Source organism: Allobosea sp. OAE752 (genome assembly GCF_050433265.1).
Taxonomy (GTDB): domain Bacteria; phylum Pseudomonadota; class Alphaproteobacteria; order Rhizobiales; family Beijerinckiaceae; genus Allobosea; species Allobosea spartocytisi.
The window spans coordinates 1-24,362 of sequence record NZ_JBNPXO010000016.1; the positions used below are offsets into that span (position 1 = coordinate 1).

Below are 24,362 nucleotides of genomic sequence, written 5' to 3' on the forward strand. Positions count from 1 at the left end.
AACCTCGCCGTCAGGTTCTGACGGCGAGACGCCGGTACGACGCGAGCCTGCCAGCGGCTCTTTCGGGAAGGCCGGCAAAGGTCAGCTTGCCACCCCGCGGCCTTCCGAACGTCTGCAAACGGGCAGGACCGCGCCGCTCTTGCCCGAGGCCTGAGGACGCCCTCCGGCGGGTACCAAGCGTCCGGTCTCAATCCACTAGGACACGAGTTTTACGCGCTGCTGCAAAAGGCCTGAAATGCAAGTTCAGGGAGGAAACGCCCATGCGGCCCCTACGAGGGTAACACGGTCGGTCGGAGCCGTGGTCAGGATGCGCGGCAACATGAAAGCGAGCGGGTCGAGACGCCGATCCGGCGCTGATGTTTGTGACGGAAGCCACGGACCAGTCGCCGACCAAGGTCGGAAAGGTCGTCGAATTCACAGGCTCGGCCGGGGCGTAAGATGGGCCATGTGACGCGAGTTATTCCAGAAGTCTAACGATTCACTTGCTAGGGATCGTCTAAAGCTCGGTCGCTCGCCTGCCTGTCGGCTTCGGCCTGTAGGCCGTCCGCGAAAAATTCGGTCTATCTGGGAAATTCCGCCTCGATTTCTTCCACGTCGATACCTTCGTGAAGTGCCGCCACAATGCAACTTCGCGCCAAGTCCGATGCGCTTACAGCCGTTGCTGCGAAGTCCGTTGCCTGTACGGCCTGGTCCGCCCAGGAACGACAAAAGCGGTGGCTCTTCGGCTCATGGCGAATCACATCGGTTCGGGGCCAGGGATCGGCCCTAGCGGTGGGCCAACTGCTCGCTCCATCTAGGTTCCGAATTGTGCGGTCACGGCATTTTTTGCGAACGGCGGAAACTCTTTCGCTCCCGAGATCGTTCAGCCGTCGCCTTCGGCCTGGAACGCGACATGCGACGATCTCATGAAATGCCCTTCGGCACTCGCGCTCTGCCACACGGGGTCGAATTCCGCCTTTGGGCGCCATCGACGCCCAGTGTTGGCCTTTGGACGCCGCAGGGCGAATTCGATATGGAATTCCAAGAAGGGTGGCATCGCCACGTTCTAGAGGGCGCGAGGGCTGGGCAGGCATATCGATTCCGGGTGCGGGACGATCTCCTTGTTCCCGATCCGGCGTCCCGCTTCCAACCCGAAGATGTCGAGGGGCCAAGCCTGGTCGTCGACCCGGAAGCCTACGTTTGGGCGGACGGGGAGTGGAAAGGGCGTTCTTGGGAAGAGGCGGTGATCTACGAGACTCACCTGGGCAGCGCAACGCCCGAAGGTACCTTCGCCGCCTTTGCAGACAAGCTCGAAGGTCTGCGCGATCTCGGCTTTACCGCGATCGAGTTAATGCCGCTCGCCGATTTTCCTGGCAAACGCAACTGGGGTTACGACGGGGTGCTCCCCTACGCACCGGATCACACATACGGAACACCGGACGATCTCAAGGCGCTGGTGGATCGAGCCCATGGCCTGGGACTCATGACCATCCTCGACGTCGTCTACAACCATTTCGGACCGTCCGGAAACTATCTGCCAGCCTATGCCGGTGAATTCTTTACGAGCAGACACCGGACTCTTTGGGGCGCGGGAATCAACTACGATGGGGTCGGCGCACAAGCCGTCCGTGACTTCTTCATCCACAACGCGCTCTACTGGCTGGAAGAATACCATTTCGATGGACTCCGCTTCGACGCGGTTCATGCCATTGCGGACGACAGCGAGAGACATTTCGTCGCCGAGCTCGCGGAGAGGATCAGGTCCGCTATTGTTGGACGGCCGGTCCATCTCATTTTGGAAAATGCCGACAATTCAGCGCGCTGGCTCGAGCGAACCAAAGGGGTTCCGAGCCTACATACGGCACAATGGTCTGATGACGTCCACCATGCATGGCATCGCTTGCTGACCGGCGAGGACGATGGCTACTATGTCGACTACGCCGATCCGGTCGCCCATCTGGGACGTTGCCTTGCGGAGGGGTTCGCCTATCAGGGCGAAATCTCGGCTCATGAGCGGAAAGCTCGTGGCGAGCCTTCCGCTCACCTCCCGCCATCGGCCTTTGTCGCGTTTCTCCAGAACCACGACCAGATCGGCAACCGGGCATTCGGAGAACGACTAGGGCATCTCGCCGAGCCGAACAGGCTCGCGTTGGCGCGTGCTGGTTTGCTGCTCAGCCCGCAAATCCCGCTCGTCTTCATGGGCGAGGAGTGGGGAGCGAGCACTCCCTTCCAGTTCTTCGTGGATTTCCCGGATGCGGAACTTACTAAGGCCGTTAGAGAGGGTCGCCGGCGGGAATTCGAAAGCTTCGGCCGTTTCAAGGACGAGCTGGTGCGGGAGCGCATTCCCGACCCGACCGTATCGGAGACTTTCTCGGTCTCATTGCTCGATTGGAGCGAGCCCGATCGTCCGCCCCACAGCCAAATCCTCGCCGAGACACGGGAGCTTCTGCGCGTCCGCCGCGAGAAGGTCGTGCCGCTGACGAAAAGCGGCTTCGGCGGCGCGCGTTGGTCAAGGCCCGCGCCGGATGTGCTCGACGTGATCTGGCGCTTTGACGCGGGCACCTTAAGGTTCATCGCCAATTTCGGTAACGAAACCTTCGGATTCAGCGGTGCGGAGGGCGAGCAACCGATTTGGCCGGCCAAAAAGCCAATTCAACCGGGATCTATCCGACTGGCGCCTTGGACCGGCATGATGCTGGCGAGGCCGTTATGAAATCCCACGACGCGTTGGTACGGAAACTGGCTGATCTGGTCGGCATCGGGGCATTCTACGCTGACGCTGCGGGCGTCCGAGTCGAGATTTCATTTGAGGCGCGGCGCGCCGTGCTGCGCGGCCTCGGCATCGAGGTCGATACAGAAGCGCATGCGCGTGAAGCCCTGGCTCTCATCGAGCAACGCCGGGCGTCGCCGGTGTCGCCGTTCTGCTTTGCTAGGGCAGGTCAAATCGCGCGGGTGCCGTTATCCGGCTCGCAGGACATGGACGTACTCGATTACGTGCTGACCGACGAGACTGGTGCCACGCGCGAGGGTAGGGGACGAATCCAGTCGGATCGTTCCGGCCGGCTCCTCGTCCTGCCGGCGCTCGCGGCCGGTTACTGGCAACTGCGTCTCGCGCCGAAAGGCATCGAATGCGAGAGTCTGCTGATCAGCTCACCGCGACGATGTTTCGAGCCCGCATCGGTCGCGCGAGGTACAAGGCGCTGGGGCGTGACGGCGCAGGTTTATTCACTGCGCTCGCAGGGCAATTTCGGGATCGGCGACTATGGAGATCTGGCCGACCTAGCGGAGGGTGCGGCAGAGTTAGGCGCCGATTTTCTCGGCCTCAATCCCGTGCATTCGTTATTTTGCGCGGACCTGACGAAGAACTCACCTTACTCGCCCTCGTCGCGACGCTTCCTAGACGCACAATTGATCGATCCGAGACGACTTGCCGGGTTCACCGAAAGCGGTGCGCAGGCGATGTTTGAAGACGCCGAGATGCAAGCCTCGCTCGCCGCACTACGCGACACAGCACTCGTCGATCGTGCCGCAAGCTGGCGAGCCAAGCTTCCGATACTGCAGGCAGTCTGGCAAGCATCCCGCAGAGACGGAGACCGAGGCTTCGAAGACTTCTCCTCTGCCGCTGGGCAGCCTCTCGTGATGCACGCTGTCTTCGAGGCGCTGTCCGAACATTTTTCCGCAGAAGGCGCGCGCAGTGTAGGCGAATGGCCCGACGCCTTCCGCCGGGCGGACGGCCAAGCCGTGAAGCAGTTCATCACCTCTCACCGCGACCGCATTGATTTCCATGCCTGGCTGCAATGGCAGGCGGACCGCCAACTGGGCGAGGCGCATCAAACCGCCAGGAATGCCGACATGGGCATAGGGCTTTTCCGCGACCTCGCGGTCGGCGTCGATCGCGACGGCTCCGACGTCTGGTCGACCTCTGAGCATTTTGCGACCGGGCTATCGATCGGCGCGCCACCCGACCTTCTCGGTCCCGAAGGGCAGAACTGGGGCCTGCCGCCGTTCGACCCGTTCGTTATGGAGAAGACTGGTCTTGCGGCCTTCCGGGGAATGGTTTCCGCCAATATGCGCCATGCGGGAGCGGTACGCATCGATCACGCATTCCAGCTGCAGCGACTTTATCTCATCCCTGAGGGCGCGCGGGCCGTTGACGGCGCCTACGTCTCGATGCCGTTCGAAGCTTTGCTTGCGGTGCTGAAGCTAGAAAGCCATCGCGCCCGATGCATGGTCGTTGCCGAGGATCTCGGGACGAGCCCAGAGGGGTTTTCGGACGCGATCATGGCATCGGGTCTCTACAGCTACCGCGTGCTGACTTTCGAGCGCGAGGCGAATGGGTATTTCAAGGCGCCGGAGGCTTATCCCGAACGCGCGCTCGCCGTGCTCTCCACTCACGATCTCCCCACGTTTAGAGGTTGGTGGCGAGGCCTGGATCTCGACATGCGGCACGCGGCCGGACGCGCGTCGGCATCAGAGGCGGAAAGGATGCATGAGGAGAGGGCTCTGGACCGGGCCAGACTGACGGAGGCGCTTGTCTCCCAGTCCCTCCTGCCGGCCGGTGATCCGCCGGTGGATCCTCCGGTCGAGGCTGCGGCCGTCTATCTCGGGCGCGCCTGCTCGGCCTTGACCGGGATTCAGCTAGAGGATGCTGTTGGCGAACTCAATCAAGCCAATCTGCCAGGCCCGAGCACGTGGCACCCTAACTGGCAACGCAAGCTCTCGCACGACGTGCGAGAAGTCGTCGCGCCAGGCGGCAGCCTAGCTCGGTTGGGCGCATTGCTGGCCGATGAAGGCCGTAGCAGCCGGCAACATGGCGCGATGGCACTGGCTGCTCCGCCGCCGCGAGCCACCTACCGTCTGCAGTTCCATGCCAGTTTCACCTTCGACGACGCGATACCGATCTTGCCCTACCTGGAGAAGCTGGGCATCAGCCATATCTACGCCTCCCCGCTTCAGAAAGCCTGGCCTGGCTCGACACATGGCTACGACATCATCGATCATGCCGAGATCAACCCTGAACTTGGCGGCATGGATGGCTTCCTACGCTTCTCCGACGCGCTGAAGAGCCATGGCCTCGGTCTGTTGCTCGACATCGTTCCCAACCACATGGGAGTCGGCGGTGCGGACAACGCCTGGTGGCAGTCGGTGATCGAATGGGGTCGGCTTTCTCCCGACGCGATCGCCTTCGACATCGACTGGGAGAGGCTAGGTGCCAATGGAAAACTGGTCCTGCCATTTCTCGGAAGACGTTATAGCGAAGCGTTGGAGGCAGGTGAGCTCAAGTTGACCTTCGATGGAGAGGAAGGCGGTTTCTGCATCCACCACTTCGAGCATCGCTTCCCGGTCAATCCTCTGACATATCCGGTCGTTCTGGACCGGATCCTCATGCTAGTCGATGCCTCAGAGCCTTCCTTCCGCGAGGTGCTGACAGTTTCGGTGCGGCTCAGGGCCCTATCCGAGCTTGTCACAGCGATGCCGGGCGTGGCGCTCATTGCGGAGTGCGAAGCTCTAAAACGCCGCCTCTCGGCAGCGTTCGCCACATCCGACGCGTTTGGGAAGGCTGCTGTGCGAGCGGTCGAGCTGATCAACGGGACGCGCGATATCCCGGAAAGCTTCGACACCCTGCATCGATTGCTGGAGATGCAGAGCTATCGGCTGGCCTATTGGCGGGTCGCGGCAAGCGAGATCAACTACCGCCGCTTCTTTGACATCAACACGTTGGCTGGCATTCGTATAGAGGAGCCTTCCGTCTTCGACAGGACGCACGGCCTGATCTTCGATCTCGTCAAGACCGGACGCGTGCAAGGCCTCCGCATCGACCATGTTGACGGGCTCGCGGATCCAGAGGGCTACCTACGCGCGTTGCAGGCGCGGGTCGGGCCGGGCTTTTACATCCTGGTAGAGAAGATCCTCGGACATGGCGAAACGCTGCGAGGCTGGCCGATATCGGGTACGACCGGCTACGATGCGCTCAACCTGATCGACGGGGTCTTGCTCGACCGCTCCGCCGCAAAGGCGATCGAAGAGGCGTATGCGCAAGCCGCCGGCCGGCAGGAGACGTACGAAGATGCTTTGCGGCGGGCGAAGCGCGAGGTCCTCGAAAGCAGCTTTGCGAGCGAGCTCGAAGTGGTCGTCTCGGACCTTGCCCGTATCGCCGCGGCCGACAGGCGTACGCGAGACTATACGGTCAATGCCATGCGCCGCGCGCTTACGGAGATTGTCGTGGAGTTTCCGGTCTACCGCAGCTATGTCTCGGAAGAAGCCGCACCCGAAGACAGGGCCTTGGTCGAGAAGGTCGTCGCTGCCTCGATCGCCCGCAGCGCGCTGCCCGACAATACCATCCACACTTTCATTGCCGAGACGCTCCTCGGCGACCGTCAAGTCGAAGCGGAGAGCCTGCTGGCGGCCCATATTGGCCGTTTCCGACGTCGATTCCAGCAACTAACCGGTCCGGTAGCGGCCAAGAGTATCGAGGACACGCTCTTCTATCGCCGCTGTCCGCTGCTTGCGCTGAACGAGGTCGGCGGCGAACCAAGCGCCTTTGGGGTCTCGCTTGACGCTTTTCATGCCTCAAATATCGAACGTTCACGGTCCTGGCCCCACGCGATGGTCGCCACCGCGACCCATGACACGAAACGAGGCGAGGATGCGCGGGCCCGCCTGCTGGCACTGAGCGAAATGCCATCCGAATGGGCGAACGCAGCCCAGGACTGGCAGAGGCTTTCCCGCGAGATTGCAGCGTCAGACATTCCCGATGCAAATGATCGGCACCTGATCCTCCAGCAGATTCTCGCCGGCTGGCCAATGAGTTTGCTAGACTGCGACAGGACGGACGAGCTGGAAGCCTTTCGGCAGCGGATGCAGGGATGGGCGGAGAAGGCGCTTCGCGAGGCCAAGAGCCATACCAGCTGGGTCAATCCTCAAGAAGGATACGAAGCGGCCACTAAGGATCTGATTGCGAGGGCGTTGGTGCCCGGCAGCGCGTTCTTTGAGCATTTTCGTCCGTTGGCGCAGCAACTGGCGCGCCGCGGTGCGCTGAAAAGCCTTGCCCGTACCGTTCTCAAGCTGACCTTGCCCGGCGTGCCCGATTTCTACCAGGGAACCGAGCTCTGGGACCTGTCGCTTGTCGACCCCGACAATCGCCACCCGGTCGATTACGACGCGGCGCATCGTATGATCAACGATCGAACCGACCTTCCGGATCTGATGGCTACCTGGCAAGACGGCCGCGTCAAGCAACGCCTTATCGAGGCATTGCTTGCAGACCGCCGCGCAGCTCCGCGACTGTACGCCGATGGCGATTACCGCCCGCTAGCCGTCGAAGGTCCTCTTGGGCAGGCGGCGCTGGCCTTCGAACGGCGCCTTCGCTCGGAACGCCTGCTTGTCGTTGTCGCGCGACATGGGGGCAATGGCGCGGATGGAGCGCGAAATACTCTCGGGTCGCGGAACGCGTTGTGGCTGGCGAATCTGGAAGGAACGTGGCGCGACATCCTCGCCGGCGGCGAACGGACTTTCGATCGCGAGCGTGCACTCGACGACATCCTCGGCGAGCTCCCAGTCATGGTTCTGCGCGGCACGGGCCCAGCCGGTCTCGTTTCTTGAGCGAAGCGGTAAGTCATCCGCCGTCATTTTGAACGAGGACAAGTGCGGCGAGCGGTGGCAGGACGAGTTCGACTGGAGCCACTTCGCCCCGCACGGGATGTCCTGCGCATGGGCAGCGCCGCCATTCACTTGCCAGCGGGTGAGCGCACAGAGCTGCGCATGTTCTTGAAGTCGCGCGGTCGCGTCCTGACCAAAATCGGGTCAACCCGGACGGTCGCCGTGCCGGATTCATTCCGTAAGGCAGTCCGAAACGATTGAAATGCGTGGAAGCGCCGGTGTTCTAGGCGTTGACCAGTGTTGAGGAGCGAGTGAAACGCTCCTCGGAGGCTCTCCGCGTGCTGGAGCTGAACTGAAGCCTTGATACGGATAGGCAGGCCGCATAAAGCGTCATTAAAGACGATGATCCGGCGGCGTGCATCACACGCTCTGCCGGCCACGGTTTCGTTTGCCTTCACCTCTAGTCGCCGCTGGCAGCGTTTTTAGATATCTGAAAAACAAGTACTTTTTTACGGAACATCGGCCTGTCCCTTCCGTTCTTGCCGGAAGCAACGGAGGTTCAACCATGTTCATGCGCGTCGACAAGCTTCAGGCAGAACTGCCTGCTCCCAAGAAGGCCGACCCCAATGCCGCCGCCGCCCTGCAGGAGTTGCTGGGCGGAAAATACGGTGAGATGTCGACGCTTGGAAACTATATGTTCCAGAGCTTCAATTTCCGCAGCAAGGAGAAGCTGCGGCCGTTCTACAGCCTTGTCGCCAGCATCACCGCCGAAGAACTCGGCCATGTCGAGCTGGTCAGCAACGGCGTCGCCATGATCGCCAACGGCCCCGACAAGAAGGACGGCGATATGGGCGACGGTGGAGACCTCTCCGGCGCGCCTTTCGCAGACATGTCGGATATGCGGTTGGCTGCAGCGTTTCTGTCGAATGCCGGCGGCGCGACACCCGTCAACAGTAATGGCGTTTCATGGAACACCGACTTCATCACGACCACGGGCAATGTCGTGTTCGACCTGCTCCACAATTTTCATCTCGAATGCGGCGCCCGGCTCCACAAGCTGCGCGTCTACGAGACCCTGACCGACCCGACCGGCCGCGAGGTCTGCGGCTACCTCTTGGTTCGGGGCTCCGTGCATGCCCATGCCTATGCACTGGCTCTGAAACAGATTACCGGCATTGAAATCGAGAAGATGCTGCCCACGCCCAACATCAATCTCGACAAGATCCCCGAATGCCAAAAGTATCTGCAGGAAGGCTCGCACCGGCGTCTCTATACCTTCAGCCCTGGCGACTACACTGAGATGGCCGGCATCTGGGGCAATGGCGAAATGGCACTGGCCGGCGACCCGCCGGGCGAGCTCGAGGTGGTCGACGGCATGCCGGACGGTGGCAAGATCCATCAGCTAACGGGTGTTCCATCCGCGTTCACGCCGAATTACGCGCCAGAAGAGATGTTCGAGATCGCGACCAAGCTCTACAAAGCTTCGCGTTAGGGGTTCCGGCATGACATCGCCCGAAGAACACCTCATGAACTGGCTGCGTGACGCGCACGCCATGGAAAAGCAGGCGGAGACGATGCTCTCCGCCATAGCGGGCCGGCTGGAGCATTACCCGGAGCTCAAAGCGCGGATTGAAGCGCATTTGCAGGAAACGCGCGTACAGTCGGACATGCTGATCTCCTGCATCGAGCGGCGCGGTGGCGACAGCTCGACCATGAAGGATTTGATCGGTCGGTTTGCGGCCATGGGTCAGGGCGTCTGCGGCATGATGGCCTCCGACGAGGTCATCAAGGGCGCCATGGCCGGCTATGCGTTCGAGCATGTGGAAGTCGCTGCTTATAAGGTCCTGATCGCAGCCGCCGATCACTGCGGTGATCCCGAGACGAGCGCGGTCTGCCAGCGCATCCTGCAGCAGGAAATGGTCATGGGTAACTGGCTTGCGGAGCACATGGAGCAGGTCACCCTGGCCTTTCTGAGTCGCTCGGCCGCAAACGAACCCGCTAGGATATGAGCCTATGCCGCCGGCCGCTTCGGCCGACGGCGGAGTTAGAGATCGCGGTGATTCTGGATCGATCGCGCGCTTCGCAGAACCTCGCCTCCCGGCGTTCCGCCTAAGCATCTTCGCCTCGCACGACGCTGCAAACAGGTCGAGCGGCGAAATCCTCATTGTGTTTCGGCGTGCAAGTTTGGCTCTGACGCAATCCCGCTGACGTTTTCAGTCATTTCGCGCCGATAGGCGCTCCTGGAGGAGATCGATCTTTCCTCGGCTATACATCTGCCTCTTGACGAGCTTGAACCGGGTAATTTGGCCTTCGGTCTGGCGGCGTTGTTTGATCCACTAAGGGACCGTTTGAGAATGGGTTGAGGCGTTAGCGGCGGCGTGATTCAAGCTTGGGATGTGGATCTGAGCGAGACGTGGCCGGATGGCTGGATGTGAGAAGCGCGCGAAGCGCTACCCGACTGATCTGACGGATGAGGAGTGACGCTTCATCGAGCCGTTTCCGCCGACCGTGCGAAGCGCGGGCGCAAGCCGACGACGGACCTTCGCGAGGTGCTCGAGGCGCTGCGCAATCTGGCCCGAACTGGTGGCGGCTCGCGGCTGCCGAACGATTTCCCACCCTGGCAGACGGTCTACTGGTGGTTCCGGTGGTTCGTTCGCCGCCTGCTGTTCGGAACGATCCATGACGTCGCGCTGATGCTCGATCGCGAGCGTGAGAGCCGGGAGCAGAGCCCGACCGCGGCCGTGGTCGACAGCCAGTTGATCAAGGCGCCGGCGGCGGAAAAGCGGGGTTTGACGCCGGCAAGAAAGTGGTCGCCGCAAGTGCCATTTCGCCGTCGATACAGATGGCAGGCTGCTCATGATCAATCTCACCACCGCCGACATCTCCGACAGCGCCGGCGCCCAGCACATCGTCGCCGCCATCCGCAAACGCTGGCCCCGGCTCAAGTATTTGTTCGCCGACGGCACCTATGATCGCACCCTCATGAACGCCGCCGCCTATCGCGACTTCGTCATCGAGATCGTCTGCCGAACCGACAAGGAACCAGGCTTCCAAGGTGCTGCCAAGGCGATGCGTGGTTGAGCGCACCTTCGCCTGGATGACCCCTCGTCCGAGACTATGAACAGCGCCTCGACGTCTCCGAAGCCATGATCCATGTCGCGCTCGGAAGCCTCATGCTGCGGCGGATCGTCCATCCTTGAGCATTCTCAAACGGACTCTAAACAGTTTTTCGGGGGCTAGCCAAAATGGCCTCCACAGGGGCGCGGCCTTCATTGAGCGCCTCAGTCCAGATCTGATTGCCCCGCCGCCGCTGGTCTATTGACTCCCGAGAGTCGGCGCCGCGGAAGGCAATTTACCATTTGTTAACCGAGGAGGCGCCCCCTGTCTCAGGGGGGCTCAGAAAGGACCGTGCCATGCACGACCTCTACCCGGATCAGGCTGCCATGGAGCAGCTCGTTGGGCTGCCTATTGCTGATGTCGAACGTGATCTGATCCTCGCGACGTTGCGGGAGACAGGGGGTAATCGCACCCAGGCCGCGGATCTGCTTGGCATTGCCGTCCGCACGTTGCGCAACAAGATCAATCTTTACATGGTGGAAGGCCACGAAGTGCCGGAGCCGTCGCAGCATGCGGCACAGTGAGCGCTATGCCGTCGGATCTATCGAACGGAATGGCCGCAGGGAACCTCGTTGCCTCGGCGATCATCGCATACTTTGCTGCGCTGCCTCGTTCAGAAGGGCGTCCTGCAACCCGCCGAAATCCGTGAAGTGTATGAGACCGCGCTGCTTCTGTTAGAAGAGCAACAGGCGGCACTCCCGCACGCAATGGCCACCTTTTCCGCTGCCCGCTCCGTTATCGAGCAGCAGCTTTCACCGGTTTTGCGCTGACAATGCGGAGGTGACCGTTCCAATCTGCTGATTGCAGTAGCGCAGGGCGGTGTGCGATAAGGCTGCATGCCCTTTTGCTCGATCATCGCCGGGTCTGAGCAACTTGCGAAGCTGGCCGCCGCTTTGCGGCCTGGATGGGCGCAAGCAGCGTGGAGACGATCGGCGCCCAGTCGCGGAACAGGGCGCGGATTCAGTTGGCCGAGATCATACTGGAGCTATGGCGCGAGGATCCGGACCCACCGCTAGCAGCGCGGGCGGTTGAGCGCCTCCTGGCAAATGAACGCCCTTCTCACTAGCTAGACGAATGGTGCGCGCCGCTCGCGGGCCATTTTGTCTGGGATGGGATTTCCAGCTATCGTGCTAATGCTGCCGTGAGCGCCGCCGAAAGTTCGTCGATCTCAAATGGCTTGGGGACGACCGGTCGATTGCGAAATCCTTCGGGCAAACCTGTGCGCCCATATCCGCTCGCAAAAGCGAACGGAATATCTTGCTCTGAAAGAAACTCGGCGACGGGGAAAACCTGCTTCCCATGCAGGCTCACGTCGAGCAGCGCAACGTCAAAGCCTCCTGCTCGCGCCATTTCAATGGCTTCCGGCAAGCTACTGGCTTGCGTCGCCACGACACAGCCCAGATCGGACAACATATCCTCGACAGACATAGCCACCAGGCCTTCGTCTTCAACGAGGAAAACACGCAGTCCTTGCAATTCCATGAGCACCTCCAACCGCTATGATCAGCGCAGTTCACGCGTCGCTGAGGGAACGGCCGTTGTTGAACATCGACAACAACGTCGCTCTCAGGTCTTCAATCGTGTACGGCTTGTTCAGAACTTCATAGTCTTTGAAGGTCTCCGGCACGCCGACGCGGCCGTATCCCGTGCTGAAGATAAAGGGCAACTGCCGTCCGCGTAAAACTTCAGCGACAGGAAAGACAAGTTCGCCACCGAGGTTGACGTCGAGAACCGCGAAGTCCAGCGTTTCAGTCTGGGCGGCCTTCAACGCCTTTGTCAAACTCGCAACTGAAACGGCAACTTCACATCCCAGATCTTCGAGCATACTCTCAATGAGGAGCGCCACGCTGCCCTCGTCCTCGACGACAAGAACCCGCAACCCAGTAAGACTATCCATTCCCGGTAGATTCCAGCGGAACAGAAATCCGGCAACGCAACCCTTGTGGATCAAAGATCATGTCGAGCTCACCGTTCAGATCGCGTTCGATGCACCTTTCAATCAGCCGACTGCCGAAGCCGCGTCGAGTAGGCGCCTGAACCAGAGGTCCCTTGCTCTCCTGCCAAAGCAAATCGAGTGTGGGCGTTGTGGCTTCTCTCATCTGCCAAGCAAGCGCCAGCATACCCGTTTCTGAAGAAAGAGCGCCGTACTTCGTCGCGTTAGTAGCCAGCTCTGTCAGCACCATAGTCAGGCTGAGGGCCGCCCTCGGATTCAGGGGTATCGAGGGCCCATCGATCCTGATCCTCTCGCCGAAGCTCGCCGACAAAGGGGCAAGGACCTCACGGGCCAGAAAGTCGAGAGGAGCATCCTCCCAATGGCGCGTCGTCAACAGGTCGTGTGCGCGGGCCAACCCCAGCAATCGCTTTTCGTATCGCTGGCTGAAATCCTGAAGGCTGTCGGAATGTCGTGCCGTCTGAGCTGCCAAGGATTGCACGGTCGCCAATGTATTCTTGACCCTGTGATTCAGTTCATCGATCAGCGTCTTCTGGCGGTTTTCCGCTTGCTTGCGCTCCGTGATATCCACGAGCATGTTGATTGCGCCGATCAGCCTGCCATCCGCATCATGCAGCGGCGTCGGATACGGAATGAAGGGCACAAAGGTGCCATCAGGTCGCTCCGCGATGGCCTCGACGCCACGAACGGCCCGATCTTCTTTAAGGGCAACCGCCATGGGGCATTGATCGTGCGGCAGCGGCGCGCCGTGCGGCGTGTAGAGCCGCCATGTCACGCACCACTCGTCGCCGAGTTGCGGTGTTCGCCCCGCCATGTCGATGCAGGCCTTGTTGAAGAACGTGATCCGGCCATTTGCATCGGTGGTATAGACGGCGGCCGGCAAGCCCTCCAGAAGATCGCGCATATGTTGCTCGCTCTCGCGAATGCGATCCTCCATACGCTTGGCATCCGTCACGTCGCGCAGCACACGTACGCCGTACAGGAAATGTCCTTCTTCATCTCGAACGGCGGATCCGTAAACGTCCAGGAATACCGTGGCACCGTCGGGCTTGCGGGCTCGCTTTCTGATCGAGTAGCTGTCCAGTTCGCCCCTGACCTGGCGGCCGTAGTTTGCGGCATCTTCGGCGCGGTCGTCTTCGTCCGTGTAATCAAAAAATCTCATGGCCAAAAGCTGATCGCGCGAACGGCCGAGCATCTTGCAAAGAGCATCGTTGACCCGAAGCAAGCGACCGTTCTCATCGGCCTCCGCGATACCGACCGTCGCCGCTTCATAAGTCGCCGCCAAGCGCTCTTCACTTTCGCGGCGAGCACGTTCCGCTGCCCGCATATGCGTGACATCCATCGTGAAGCAGCGGGTGCTGACGAACTTACCATCGCTGAACCGGCTGTTCGACGTGATGAGGACATACTTGATCGAACCATCCTTTGCTCGGAGACGCGCAGGATAACGCTCGAGCCTTTCCCCGCACGTGAGCTTTTGGAGGATGTCGCCGATAACCGGCGCATCGGCATGGAACTCCGCAATATGGCGCCCGACATACTCCTCGGCTGTGTATCCTAGGAGATTGAGCTCTGCCTTGTTGGCCCGCAAAATAATGCCTTCGCCACTGACGATATGAAGGCCGACAGCGCTGTTCTCGAAAAAATCTTCAAGGTCGCTGGTTTTGCACCGGACCTCTTCTTCCATTGCCTTGTGCGCGGAGATATCCTGAAAACAATTGATTGCACCCTGAATATTGCCGTTGTGATCCTTCAAGGCACGGATATTGACCAAGGCAGTGAACTGCGTGCCGTCCGGGCGCTCCATGATGACGTCAGCATTCCGGGTCGCGGTCCCCACGCGGACCGCATCGGCCATCGGGCAGTCGTCGGCAGGAAGCGGCGTGCCGTCGGGAAGGAATAGGCGGTAGGATCCGCAGAAGCGTTCTTTCGGACTATCGAGGCTCGGAGTCCGCCCCCATAGACCAGACGCCTCCGAATTGTAGCGGACGAGCCATCCGTCCTTATCGCAAAGATAAACAGCCCCAGGGATCGCGTCGAGCGCCGTTGGAGCCGCCGCCACGAGAGCTTCGAATTCCGTGAGCTGGCGGTGTAACGGGAATTCCTCAACGTTCGACATCCTTAGACCTTTCCATGGACGGCGGGTCACAGTTCAATCCGGCCGAAAGATCGACGCCGAAATGGAAACTGGCAACTCCCCGCCCGGCAGATACGCCAAGCTTCAAAACGCCGCTGGCTCCGATTGGTTCCCAACGACCCATCGATCGAGCGGCTCGAGGCCTTCGCCGTCAACGGCATCTGTCTGGATATCTATCGCCGCATACTGTTGCGGTTCGATAGAAGTCGCGCTGGCCGTAGTGGACGGATCGACACTTCCTATCCTGGTCAATGAGCAGAGCGGCGGACGAAGCGGGCAATCTGCGATTTATCCGCGTTTCGTTTTTGAATGCCTCCGACGGCCGCTATGAGCGGGAGTTTTTTGAAGCGCATCGTCCGCAGAGCACGCCAACACCGACCTGCTCGAACTCGACCGTACACTTGAACGTCGTGTCGTTGAGGCAGTTGAGGGGCGGTTGGAGAGCGAGCGGGAACCTGACCAGGTCCAAAAATCGAAGCGGCGGGCCAACTGACTGGGGCGTCGCGCGCAATTTCTCGCTATTGTATCGTTGCTTCGACCGATCGAGAGCTGCATGCAAACGGCGCGGGGTTTCCCGGTGCGTTGCGATTAGGATACGTCAATCGCGCGGCGGATTTACAAGGCTCCTTCTGTCGTCTGGCGCCAGCAGACCCTTGCTCTTAAGGCGATCAACGCAAAATGGTCGCTGAGGTCCCAGCTTCTGCGCTGGGCATTGGATGAGGCAGCACCGCTCTAAACGACTAGGGCTCGGGGTCGTAAAATGCTCACTGAAGGTGTCAGAATTCGACCTGCTCCGGAAAAGATAAATGATCGACGATGTCCTACATTTTCGATGGATCGACGAAGAACCACCCAACAGGACATTGGAGCCGGCTCAACCAGTCACGGTCAAGCCGGCGTCATTTTACCAAGGACTTCTACGCTCCGTCGCGCTTCAGCGGAAAAACGCGAGGAGAAGAATTATCGGCAGGGGAATTCCCAACATCCAAAGCAATATTCCGCGGCCCATGACGATCTCCTTGATTGCTCAACCCGCCGCACTTAACCCGCCAAATGATCGAGGGTTCCGACGAGCTCAATTAGGGGGCGGAACTATCATGCGCTGCCCGTTGTTCAGTCGATGTCACATGTGTGGCGATGGGTTGGAGGGCATCATGAACGGCATCATTTACATCATCGGCCTCATCGTGGTCGTACTGGCGATCCTGTCCTTTCTCGGTCTGCGATAGGGGGCTGAGCCATGTCCATTACCCCTGAACGCATCGCTGTTTCTCCTCCTGGTTCGACAAACGCTTCGAACGGTTCCTATCTCGAGTGGAGTGCCATTTTCGGCGGCGCGGTTTTGTCGGCTGCCATCACAACCGTCATGGCCGCGTTCGGCTCCGCGCTCGGCCTGTCCCTGGTCTCAGCCGACACCACCCGGTCTTCAAGCATGACGGCCCTCGCCATCGCAGCTGGCCTGTGGGCCATCTGGATAACTGTCTCGGCTTGTGGTGCTGGCGGCTACCTAGCCGGCAGGATGCGTCGACCGGCGGCTGACGCCAGCGATCATGAACGGAATGTTCGCGATGGTGCGCACGGCCTTGTGGTCTGGGCGGCTGGAGCGCTGATCATCACGATGGTGGCAAGCTCCTCGCTCTTTGGCGCGGCGAAAACCGCGGCAACTGGTGGAGCCGCCGCTTCAAGCGGTGCGGCCGCTTTGATCACTCAGCAGTCCGACCCGCTGGGATCGGCGCTGGACTCGGTCATGCGATCGACGGGCACGACGCCCCCGACCGCCGGAGAGCGCGAGGAAGCCTCACGGATTTTCATGACCGGCCTGACGTCGGGAAAGCTTGAGCAGGCCGATAGGGACTACCTCGCCTCGCGCGTCGCGGCCCGGTTGAACATCCCTCAGCCCGAAGCTCAAAAGCGGGTCGATGATGCCTTTGCCAAGTTGGAGCAGGCGAAGGAGACAGCCAAGCAAGCCGCCGAGCGTGCCCGCAAGATTGCCTTGATTACGGCATTCATGACAGCGGCGGTCTTGCTGCTGGGCGCCGCTGCAGCGTGGACGGCCGCTCAGCTCGGCGGCAAACATCGCGACGAGGAAATCGACCTCGGATCGCTTTTCGGCGGCCGGTAAATCAAGAAGGTCGGGGCTCGCTCGAGCCCCGACTTCCTCTTTTGCAGCCAAGCAGCATTGGACTCCGTCCGTCGTCAGCTTTGCATCTCCAAAAAAGCGGATCATCTCGCGGGAAGCCACTGGTGCCGATGGGACAATGAACGTGCCGGAGCGGTCCACCAGGAGCAACCGCTCCCTTGAACTGTCAGCACGCAGCGACCTCGGGCCGCAGCTACCGATGTGTGGGTCACTCGCTCGCCCGTTGACCTGATATAGGATGCGAGCTCCCCATGACCTCTCACGTCAGACCGTGTGGCGTCGAAAACCGGTTCGCCATTTAAGGGATGGACTATCGCGTCGGCCGTCCCGTGGATGACAATCCTCCGGCTGCGACACTCCTCCGATCGCCCGCCGTCTTCGCATTGCCTTTCATCGCGTCGGATGCCGTCATGACGTCGCTCGCAGCTCCATGCAGCAGACCAATTGGACCCGGCGTCGCCCGTTCACGCCCACGGCGACATGAACTAATCAGGCCGACCGCAAGGAGTATCCCGGCGCGAAGAAGAAGGGAATCGCCCTTGGGGCATTCGGCATCATGGTTGACTGATCGTAGACCGACGAGATCGCAACGGGACGCTCCATGAATGGCAATGGAGAACTGCGGCGGTGACGCTAACGACCGCCAGCCTCTCCGACGACAGCATCGTTTCGCATCCGCGTGGACGCCTAGACGCCAGGACAGCCGACCGCTGGGTGAGCTGATGACGGCTGGCGTTCAGATCATTTATTGTGCGACGCAACATTATGAGTGCGCAGCAGTTTGACTTGTTGTCATGTCACCCCGGCATGACTGCTTAGGACGGTCACGATGCGCAACCTATCCGACACGATTGCAAGCCTGAGATCGAACCAGAGGAGGGGTTACGCAGCAGGCCCGGCAACACCATCGCGGCTATCGCAGTTCAATGAGTTCGGTACCAACCCGGGCGCGCTTCGAGCGTACAGCTATTTACCCAAAAATATGCCGGATCACGCGCCCCTGGTCGTCGTGCTGCATGGCTGCACGCAGACGGCAGCACGCTACGATCACGGTGCTGGTTGGTCTCAGCTTGCGGACCGACGTGGCTTCGCGCTGCTCTACCCTGAACAGCAGCGGGCAAATAATCCGAACCTCTGCTTCAACTGGTTCGTGCCGGAAGACATCAGGCGAGAGTCCGGAGAGGCTCTCTCGATCGCGCAAATGGTCAAAAGAATGCTTGAGGTCCACAGCCTTGACAGCCAGCGGGTCTTCATCACCGGGCTGTCTGCTGGCGGCGCGATGACGTCGGTGATGCTCGCGACTTATCCCGAGCTCTTCGCGAGCGGCGCAATCATTGCGGGTCTGCCCTTTGCTTGCGCGACAACGGTACCCGAGGCGTTCGAGCGGATGAGGGGCCACAATCTTCCGTCGAAACGGCAACTTGAGGCGATGGTGCGTGGCGCCTCCAGCCATCAAGGGCCTTGGCCGACACTCTCGGTTTGGCATGGCACTGCCGATGTGACCGTAGCTCCCGCGAACATGGATGCCATTGTCGCACAATGGCGAGGGCTCCACGGCGCCCAAGGAGTCAGTCCAAAAGAGAACGCCTTCGGCGGACATGTCCAGCGAGTCTGGTGCAATGAGGCCGGTGTTCCAAAGATCGAGGCGTTCACGATCGCGGGGATGGGGCACGGAACTCCACTTGATGGCTCGGACGAAATTGGAACTCCCGGGGCCTTTATGCTTGACGCAGGAATCTCGTCAACGCATCACATCGCCCGGTTTTGGACGTTGACCGACTCGATATCGGAGCCCTCCTTTTCCGGTCCGGTTGAGAGGCTGACATCGGCCCCGATGTGTGAGCAAGCCGCCAGTACGATCTCGGCGCCAGAGTTGCGTGTTCGGGATCATACGGCAGACGTCGGAAAGGCGATCGAGCATGCGCTGCGGGCGGCAGGGCTCATGCGCTAGGCCACGCAGGACTGAGATCGGCAGAGTGCTCCAGGAGCTCTTGTTGCGACGGCCACGGGCACGAAGCTGCGTGACGTTGCTCCTCCAACCCATGAATTTCGCTCTGGCCAGAGATGAGGACCAAAGCATGAAGCGCAGCCGCTTTTCGGACGAGCAGATCATCGGGATACTGTCGGAGCACGAGGCCGGTATTCCGGTCGCGGAACTTTGCCGAAGCACGGTGTCTGCGATGGCTGCCCCGTCAAGTGGAAAGCTGCGCTTGAAGGCATGCAAGTGTCCGAAGCTGTGCGGCTGCGGGCGCTCGAAAAACGCCAAGCTCAAGCGCATTCTGGCCGACGCCACGCTCGACAATGTGGCGCTGAAGGACCTCCTGGGAAAGAAGTGGTGACGCCCGCTGCCGAACGGAAAGCCGTTGCGCATCTCGCCGAGCATCACTGCGAACCGATGCCCTTCCGCTGGAAGGCCAACCCCGACGAAATCATCGCGGCAGCGGCCAGAGGGCATCAGGCGTTTGACACAATCCACTAGCGCGTTTGCCGCCCCAATAGGAAACTCGCAATGGCGGCTCCTTGCACCACGGAAGCGGCCGCAAACAGCATTGTGCCGTCGAAGTCCGAAGTTCCAGATGGCGACATCGTTCGTAGAGCGCCAAACGCTGCCGGCGCAAAAGAGTAGCTCGCCTGTCCGATAGCAACGATCAGCGGGACGACTCTGGCAACGTCGGCCTTCGCAAATTCGGCCTGCGCGATGAGCGGCGGTAGGGATGTGGCATTGCCAATACCTGCACCAAACAGAACGACGCCAATGATCATCAGGGTTACGTTGGCATCGCCCGCAATCAAAAAGGTCAATGATCCGCCGATCTGCACCGCATAGCTCGCGCAAGCGACGAGACGACGGTCCGCTGAGGCAGGCATGACAAGCCCGACCACAGTCCTACCTACGATCGCAGCGACTGTTGCGCCCCCCATTGCCAGCCCGGCATTTTGAGGCCCGATTGCCGGGACGAGCAAGGAAAACAGATGTGCAAGAAGGCCAATTTGGGCGAACAAGCCAAACGCCATCCCTGCGGCTAGTGTCAGGAAACGGCGGTCCCGCCAAAGCGACCCTTTGGGCAATGCCGCCGCAGCCGAAGGGGGGACTGCAGCCGGAACTTCGCTCGGCCGAATGCCATCGGGGAACTGGTTTAGTTGTGCCGGGGATTTCGAAAAAACAAAGATCGAAAGTGTAAAGATCGCGACAGCCATTACGGTGCCGACCACGATCGCCGCCTTGAGAAAACCTATGGCGAGGATGAGGGCAACCCATAATGGGGAGAAAATCACACCGCCGATACTGGCCCCGTTATAGGCCATCGATAGAGCCGCAGGGCGAGAGCTCACGAACCAGGGAGAAATGATCGCATTGACAGCTGCGGCTCCCATCGCGACCCACCCCACGCCACTCAACAGAGCAGCAGAGAACAGTTGCCACGGCTCGCCAGCAATCGCCCAGCCGAGGACCCCGGCAGCGAGCAGGGCTGCTCCAAGACTCGTCACCACGGGAACACCCAGCCTTCGATAAAGGCGCGGCAGATTAGCGATCACCACCGCGCCGATCAAAAAATGCAGGGTTACAGCCGCAGAGACCAGTGCCACCGACCAACCGGTGCGCTCGACGACAACTTGCAGGTATATGGGTGGCCCGTAGAAACCGACGCCCCACCCAAATATCGCCAGAACAAAGGTCGCTGCGACCGTATACCAGCCGAAGAACGGCAGCTTCACTGAAAGAGACGACACAATATTAGCTCCTGACGCGGGTCAGGCGGTTATGGCAGCATCGAAGTGAAAAATGCTTCGGTCCTGACCGTAGCGTTCCCAAATCTCGGACCGATACACTGCCAGGAAAGACGGACGCGGGCTCTCAGCAGCCGTAGTCACACTTCAGCGTCCCACCCATCCTGCGACTTTCCAGAACGTCTGCAAATGGGCACGGCCCCGCCGCTCTTACCCCAGCCGTATGGGCGCCCTCCGGCGGGTACCAAGCGTCCGCCTCAATCCACTAGAGTGAGGACGTCGAACAGGCCTCGTCCAATCAGTCCTTCAGGCTCGTAGGCTAGCCACGCTGCCGCCGTGCGATTCGCCATGGCGATCCGACCATTTGGCGCGATAACCAAATATCCGCTGGGCGCGTTCTGATAGATGTCCTCAAATGGATTTGCATGCACGCCGTGGGCCGAAAGATCAGACAAGGCTGCGGATCGCCGCGGCCACTTCCTCGGGCGCGCTGAGATTTGGGCAGTGGCCGGTCGCTTTGAGCGCGATCAATCGGCTGTCGCTAATCTGATCGCGGACAAATTCTCCGACCTCAGACGGAGCGATCACATCCTCGCTGCATTGCAACACCAGTGTTGGAATCGTAATTTTCCTGAGATCCGCGCGATTATCGGACATGAAAGTCACGCGAGCGAAGTCTCTCGCAATGTCAGGGTCCGCCCGGCAGAAACTTGCCCTCAGCTCGGCTGCTAGCTCCGGCCGCGCAGGATTGCCCATGATCGCGGTCGCCACAGCCCTGGTAATTTAGCGCGAGAAAATCGAGCAGCGCTTCGATCTGCTTCCGCGAAAAGCCCCCGCGGTAGTTCCCGTCATCGATGTAGCGAGGTGATGGGCAGACCATCACGAGCTTCCCGAAGCGACCCTGCGCCTCGATCGAAGCCAGCGCACCAATCATCGCGCTCAGCGAGTGTCCGACAAGGATGGCTTCGGAGAGGGCCAGTTCATCCGCGACCTCTGCCAAGTTGTCGGCGTAACCCGCGAGGTTCGAATATTTTACCGGGTCATAGGCGACGGAATCAGACTGGCCGGCGCCGACCGGATCGAGCAGCACGATGCGATGGGTGGCCTCAAAGTATGGCACGACAAACCGCCACATGCTCTGGTCACAGCCATACCCGTGAACGAATATTATGGCTTGCTCGCCGACCCGCTGACGCGGACCTTATTTCGCTTAGATGGGGACACCACATCTCGACAGCTCGCCGCAGCCGCGGACGCCAGAAAATTTGCAGACGTCAATGGCGAAATCGCACCCTTTCGCCTCTTAGGCCACCTGACAGTTACCCAATGGCGGACGCGCTTTTACCCAAGAGCGCTTTCGTCTTCGTTTGGTGGGTGACCATCGATTGAAGGAGGCGCTGGCCCAGGTTGTTGTCCTGGATATCTTCGCGGACGGATCGAACATCAGGCCGCGGCGCCTTCTGATCGCGATGTTCATCAGCTTAGCGAATAAGGCGGGCCTGAAATGCCCGCGCGATCGTGAGCAATACTCCGAGATTCGGCCAGCGGAATACAAAAGGCCCGCCGAGTGCTGCTCGACAGGCCTTCCGTTAGAGGACTACGGTTAGGCCGCTTCGGCCTTAGCAACGGCCGCCATGTTCGCCGGCCCGCCCAGCTGCGTCAGCAGCTTGTCGGTCTTAGTCTCCTCGGCAAGCGTCTCGTTGAGCAGGGCGACCGCGTCCTTGTGACCGAGCTGCTGGGCCCAAGCCTTAAGAGTGCCATACCGGGTCATCTCATAGTGCTCGACCGCCTGCGCGGAGGCGACCAGGCCGGCGTCGAGAGCGGGGCTATCGGCGTAGTCCTCCATAACCGCCTTTCCTTCTTCTAGAATCCCAAGGATCGCATCGCAGGTCTTGGCCCGGGGTGCCTTGCCGATCGCCTCGAAGACGTCGCTGAGGCGCTCGACATGCCCCTCGGTCTCGGCCTTATGAGTCTCGAAAGCTTTCTTGAGCTCGGGCGACTTAGCCGCCTTGGCCATCTTCGGCAGAGCCTTCAGGATCTGCTTCTCGGCATAATAGACGTCCTTGAGCATGTCGTGGAACATGTCGCCGAGGACTTTGGGTGCAGTGGTGGCCATGTTGGTCTCCTGGTTTGATCGGAATTCAGGCGTGGCGATTAGGCGTCGGACTTCTCGTGGGCGCGGCCGACAGGCGTTGCGGAAATGTCGGCGCACCATGATTATCGCGATGAAGTCGCCAGGGCGAACGGGCGGCCCGTTGCCGCTCGTTCCCCTGCAACTGCCGCGATCGTGATCTGTTCCGTGTGGATCGTGAGCATTCCCCGATGTGCAGCTGCCGTCTGCGGGAGTTTACCAGATCGGGTTGATCGGTCGGCTTCGATGATGGCCACACCCGACAGATCGGGGCAGAATGATCGAGAAACCATCAACCGAGACGCGCGGCGATGGCGACGCGATGCCAGTTCGTGTGCGTGAGCGGATGTCGCAGCAGCTGCGGGCGGATGCCGTCGGTGTCACACGCAAGATGTACTCTTTTACTCGCAGGCGACGAATTTCGACGCCCTTGAACACGTCCTGCTCCTTGCGTCCAACTTGGGAAACGTCTTATCCCGGCGCCCTGTTCTCGTGTGAACGAACGACCTCGTCACGTGCGCGCGGGCCAAGCACCTCAAATGAAAAACTCAAAGTTCGCGACCTGTCCGAACGGTCTCATGACGGGCTTTGGGTCGATGCCGCCAGCAACATCTGGACCTTTGCCGGGCGCCCGATCCATTGTTTCGCGCCGGATGGGAGCTCGATCACCGAGATCCGGATTGATGCCCAGGCGCAGCCGGCCCATCATCTACGCGCAGACCTCGCTCTATGCCTATTGCGTCAACACCCGTGCAGCGGCCCGGAGGCTGACGCAGGCGCCGGCACGCGCGACCTCGAATTGATCGAACGCAAGCGGTCGCCTCGAATGCTGCAAGCGCGTTTCGAGCCGAGACGTTCATCGACGTCTTCGGGCAGTTCGTCGAGACTTGGCCCCATTCCACGGGCGGTCGAATCAGTCTGCAAAGAGTTGCTTTCTTTCCTCCCCAGGTGAGGGGCGATAGGTTCGCCATGAAGCTGGCGCAGGACCAAGCTGCGGCCACATGTGAAGTCGGGTGTGATCCCGACCCACTTCAGCCTTCGGCCACCGCTCGATTGTCTTGCCGCTCTTGGGCATATCGACCGTAAGGCGTTAAGGTTTTGATGCTTCGGCGTAGCCGCGCTTGCTGTCGCTGCCAGGGCCGGCGGCGTCGGAGATGCGCGTCTTCACGTCGATGCACGAATAACGTCCGGCGAAATCGGATTATTTAACACCTTTCAGGCGCATTTGAGTGGGTACCCCTCCATACCACCTCGCCACAGCGTGGCCTCGTAGGCTCGCAAGCAGATTCCCAATTGGTCGAATTTGTTCCTCTCGTCATGGCCCATCCGCCAAGTTGTAGCCTCCTGAAGGCGAAGCAGCATCAGGTTATACTGGTAGACCGTTTGCTCTCCGGAGCTCAGAGGAGCGATAGAGAAGTGAAATGCGCGCATTTCCACTTCCTGAGCGCGAGGCGCTTCACAAGCCAACGATCAAAGTAAATGCCGCTGAAAACCCCGCTATCATACCCGATATAAGCACCTGATGATAGTCCGCGGAAAATTGCTGGCTAATCTGTCTCTTACCCAAAGGAGAAAACGC

The 24,362-nt window shown here is 60.5% G+C and carries 15 protein-coding genes and 4 pseudogenes; 12 read left to right on the plus strand and 7 right to left on the minus strand.

Annotated features, from left to right (window positions below):
• Positions 1-417: 417 nt before the first annotated feature.
• The 7 genes and pseudogenes from GGC47_RS26275 to GGC47_RS26305 form a co-directional block, all read left to right on the plus strand.
• Positions 418-474: pseudogene (locus GGC47_RS26275) on the plus strand (hypothetical protein); the annotation flags it as partial.
• Positions 475-892: 418 nt separating this feature from the next.
• Positions 893-2,692 (plus strand): malto-oligosyltrehalose trehalohydrolase, encoded by a 1,800-nt coding sequence (gene treZ, locus GGC47_RS26280; protein ID WP_429069639.1) that lies wholly within the window; start codon positions 893-895, stop codon positions 2,690-2,692.
• Positions 2,689-7,581 carry a malto-oligosyltrehalose synthase gene (gene treY / locus GGC47_RS26285; protein ID WP_429069642.1) on the plus strand — a complete coding sequence of 1,631 codons (4,893 nt, stop codon included), beginning with the start codon at positions 2,689-2,691 and terminating at the stop codon, positions 7,579-7,581. The genes treZ and treY overlap by 4 nt, the downstream gene beginning before the upstream one ends.
• 562 nt (positions 7,582-8,143) lie before the next feature.
• On the plus strand, positions 8,144-9,070 hold the full coding sequence (locus GGC47_RS26290; RefSeq protein WP_429069644.1) for a manganese catalase family protein: 927 nt from the start codon (positions 8,144-8,146) through the stop codon (positions 9,068-9,070).
• Positions 9,071-9,080: 10 nt separating this feature from the next.
• Positions 9,081-9,587, plus strand: a complete 507-nt coding sequence (locus GGC47_RS26295; RefSeq protein ID WP_429069646.1) for a ferritin-like domain-containing protein — start codon at positions 9,081-9,083, stop codon at positions 9,585-9,587.
• 412 nt (positions 9,588-9,999) lie between these two features.
• Positions 10,000-10,778 (plus strand): annotated as a pseudogene (locus GGC47_RS26300) (IS5 family transposase).
• A 213-nt stretch (positions 10,779-10,991) separates the two neighbouring features.
• The gene (locus GGC47_RS26305) at positions 10,992-11,219 is read left to right on the plus strand and encodes a helix-turn-helix domain-containing protein (RefSeq protein WP_429069649.1); all 228 of its coding nucleotides are present in this window, start codon (positions 10,992-10,994) and stop codon (positions 11,217-11,219) included.
• 598 nt (positions 11,220-11,817) lie between these two features.
• Here GGC47_RS26305 and GGC47_RS26310 read toward each other — a convergent pair.
• From GGC47_RS26310 to GGC47_RS26320, 3 genes are read right to left on the minus strand one after another with little or no spacing between them, the layout of a single operon-like run.
• Positions 11,818-12,177, minus strand: coding sequence for a response regulator (locus GGC47_RS26310; RefSeq protein WP_429069651.1), 360 nt, complete (start codon positions 12,175-12,177; stop codon positions 11,818-11,820).
• Positions 12,178-12,208: 31 nt separating this feature from the next.
• Positions 12,209-12,592: a response regulator gene (locus tag GGC47_RS26315; protein WP_429069654.1), complete on the minus strand. Its 384-nt coding sequence runs from the start codon at positions 12,590-12,592 to the stop codon at positions 12,209-12,211.
• Entirely contained in the window at positions 12,585-14,765 is a 2,181-nt protein-coding gene (locus tag GGC47_RS26320) for a PAS domain-containing sensor histidine kinase (RefSeq protein ID WP_429069656.1), read from the minus strand. Before GGC47_RS26320 ends, GGC47_RS26315 begins: the two co-directional genes overlap by 8 nt.
• An 824-nt stretch (positions 14,766-15,589) precedes the next feature.
• Between GGC47_RS26320 and GGC47_RS26325 the strand changes: the two genes are divergently transcribed.
• The 4 genes and pseudogenes from GGC47_RS26325 to GGC47_RS26340 all read left to right on the plus strand — a co-directional run.
• The gene (locus tag GGC47_RS26325) at positions 15,590-16,012 is read left to right on the plus strand and encodes a hypothetical protein (RefSeq protein ID WP_429069659.1); all 423 of its coding nucleotides are present in this window, start codon (positions 15,590-15,592) and stop codon (positions 16,010-16,012) included.
• Between the two features lie 11 nt (positions 16,013-16,023).
• Positions 16,024-16,905 carry a hypothetical protein gene (locus GGC47_RS26330; RefSeq protein WP_429069661.1) on the plus strand — a complete coding sequence of 294 codons (882 nt, stop codon included), beginning with the start codon at positions 16,024-16,026 and terminating at the stop codon, positions 16,903-16,905.
• An 847-nt stretch (positions 16,906-17,752) separates the two neighbouring features.
• Positions 17,753-18,874 carry an extracellular catalytic domain type 1 short-chain-length polyhydroxyalkanoate depolymerase gene (locus GGC47_RS26335; RefSeq protein WP_429069663.1) on the plus strand — a complete coding sequence of 374 codons (1,122 nt, stop codon included), beginning with the start codon at positions 17,753-17,755 and terminating at the stop codon, positions 18,872-18,874.
• A 127-nt stretch (positions 18,875-19,001) separates the two neighbouring features.
• Positions 19,002-19,309: pseudogene (locus GGC47_RS26340) on the plus strand (transposase); the annotation flags it as partial.
• Between the two features lie 89 nt (positions 19,310-19,398).
• Here the strand turns inward: GGC47_RS26340 and GGC47_RS26345 are convergent.
• The 4 genes and pseudogenes from GGC47_RS26345 to GGC47_RS26360 all read right to left on the minus strand — a co-directional run bounded on the left by GGC47_RS26345 (position 19,399) and on the right by GGC47_RS26360 (position 22,768).
• Complete coding sequence (locus GGC47_RS26345) at positions 19,399-20,655, minus strand: MFS transporter (RefSeq protein ID WP_429069665.1); 1,257 nt, start codon at positions 20,653-20,655, stop codon at positions 19,399-19,401.
• Between the two features lie 254 nt (positions 20,656-20,909).
• Positions 20,910-21,083 (minus strand): PAS domain-containing protein, encoded by a 174-nt coding sequence (locus GGC47_RS26350; RefSeq protein ID WP_429069715.1) that lies wholly within the window; start codon positions 21,081-21,083, stop codon positions 20,910-20,912.
• Positions 21,084-21,099: 16 nt separating this feature from the next.
• Positions 21,100-21,876, minus strand: a pseudogene (locus GGC47_RS26355) (alpha/beta fold hydrolase).
• Positions 21,877-22,255: 379 nt separating this feature from the next.
• Complete coding sequence (locus GGC47_RS26360) at positions 22,256-22,768, minus strand: YciE/YciF ferroxidase family protein (protein ID WP_429069667.1); 513 nt, start codon at positions 22,766-22,768, stop codon at positions 22,256-22,258.
• A gap of 292 nt (positions 22,769-23,060) precedes the next feature.
• Here GGC47_RS26360 and GGC47_RS26365 point away from each other — a divergent pair, with 292 nt between their 5' ends.
• Complete coding sequence (locus GGC47_RS26365) at positions 23,061-23,735, plus strand: hypothetical protein (RefSeq protein ID WP_429069669.1); 675 nt, start codon at positions 23,061-23,063, stop codon at positions 23,733-23,735.
• The last annotated feature ends 627 nt before the right edge of the window (positions 23,736-24,362 follow it).

Excerpts from the sequence above, each read along its gene's own strand:
- treZ (WP_429069639.1), top strand. The coding sequence starts at position 893 with ATGCGACGATCTCATGAAATGCCCTTCGGCACTCGCGCTCTGCCACAC.
- treY (WP_429069642.1), top strand. The coding sequence starts at position 2,689 with ATGAAATCCCACGACGCGTTGGTACGGAAACTGGCTGATCTGGTCGGC.
- GGC47_RS26290 (WP_429069644.1), top strand. The coding sequence starts at position 8,144 with ATGTTCATGCGCGTCGACAAGCTTCAGGCAGAACTGCCTGCTCCCAAG.
- GGC47_RS26295 (WP_429069646.1), top strand. The coding sequence starts at position 9,081 with ATGACATCGCCCGAAGAACACCTCATGAACTGGCTGCGTGACGCGCAC.
- GGC47_RS26305 (WP_429069649.1), top strand. The coding sequence starts at position 10,992 with ATGCACGACCTCTACCCGGATCAGGCTGCCATGGAGCAGCTCGTTGGG.
- GGC47_RS26310 (WP_429069651.1), bottom strand. The coding sequence starts at position 12,177 with ATGGAATTGCAAGGACTGCGTGTTTTCCTCGTTGAAGACGAAGGCCTG.
- GGC47_RS26315 (WP_429069654.1), bottom strand. The coding sequence starts at position 12,592 with ATGGATAGTCTTACTGGGTTGCGGGTTCTTGTCGTCGAGGACGAGGGC.
- GGC47_RS26320 (WP_429069656.1), bottom strand. The coding sequence starts at position 14,765 with ATGTCGAACGTTGAGGAATTCCCGTTACACCGCCAGCTCACGGAATTC.
- GGC47_RS26325 (WP_429069659.1), top strand. The coding sequence starts at position 15,590 with ATGATCGACGATGTCCTACATTTTCGATGGATCGACGAAGAACCACCC.
- GGC47_RS26330 (WP_429069661.1), top strand. The coding sequence starts at position 16,024 with ATGTCCATTACCCCTGAACGCATCGCTGTTTCTCCTCCTGGTTCGACA.
- GGC47_RS26335 (WP_429069663.1), top strand. The coding sequence starts at position 17,753 with ATGCGCAACCTATCCGACACGATTGCAAGCCTGAGATCGAACCAGAGG.
- GGC47_RS26360 (WP_429069667.1), bottom strand. The coding sequence starts at position 22,768 with ATGGCCACCACTGCACCCAAAGTCCTCGGCGACATGTTCCACGACATG.
- GGC47_RS26365 (WP_429069669.1), top strand. The coding sequence starts at position 23,061 with ATGATCGAGAAACCATCAACCGAGACGCGCGGCGATGGCGACGCGATG.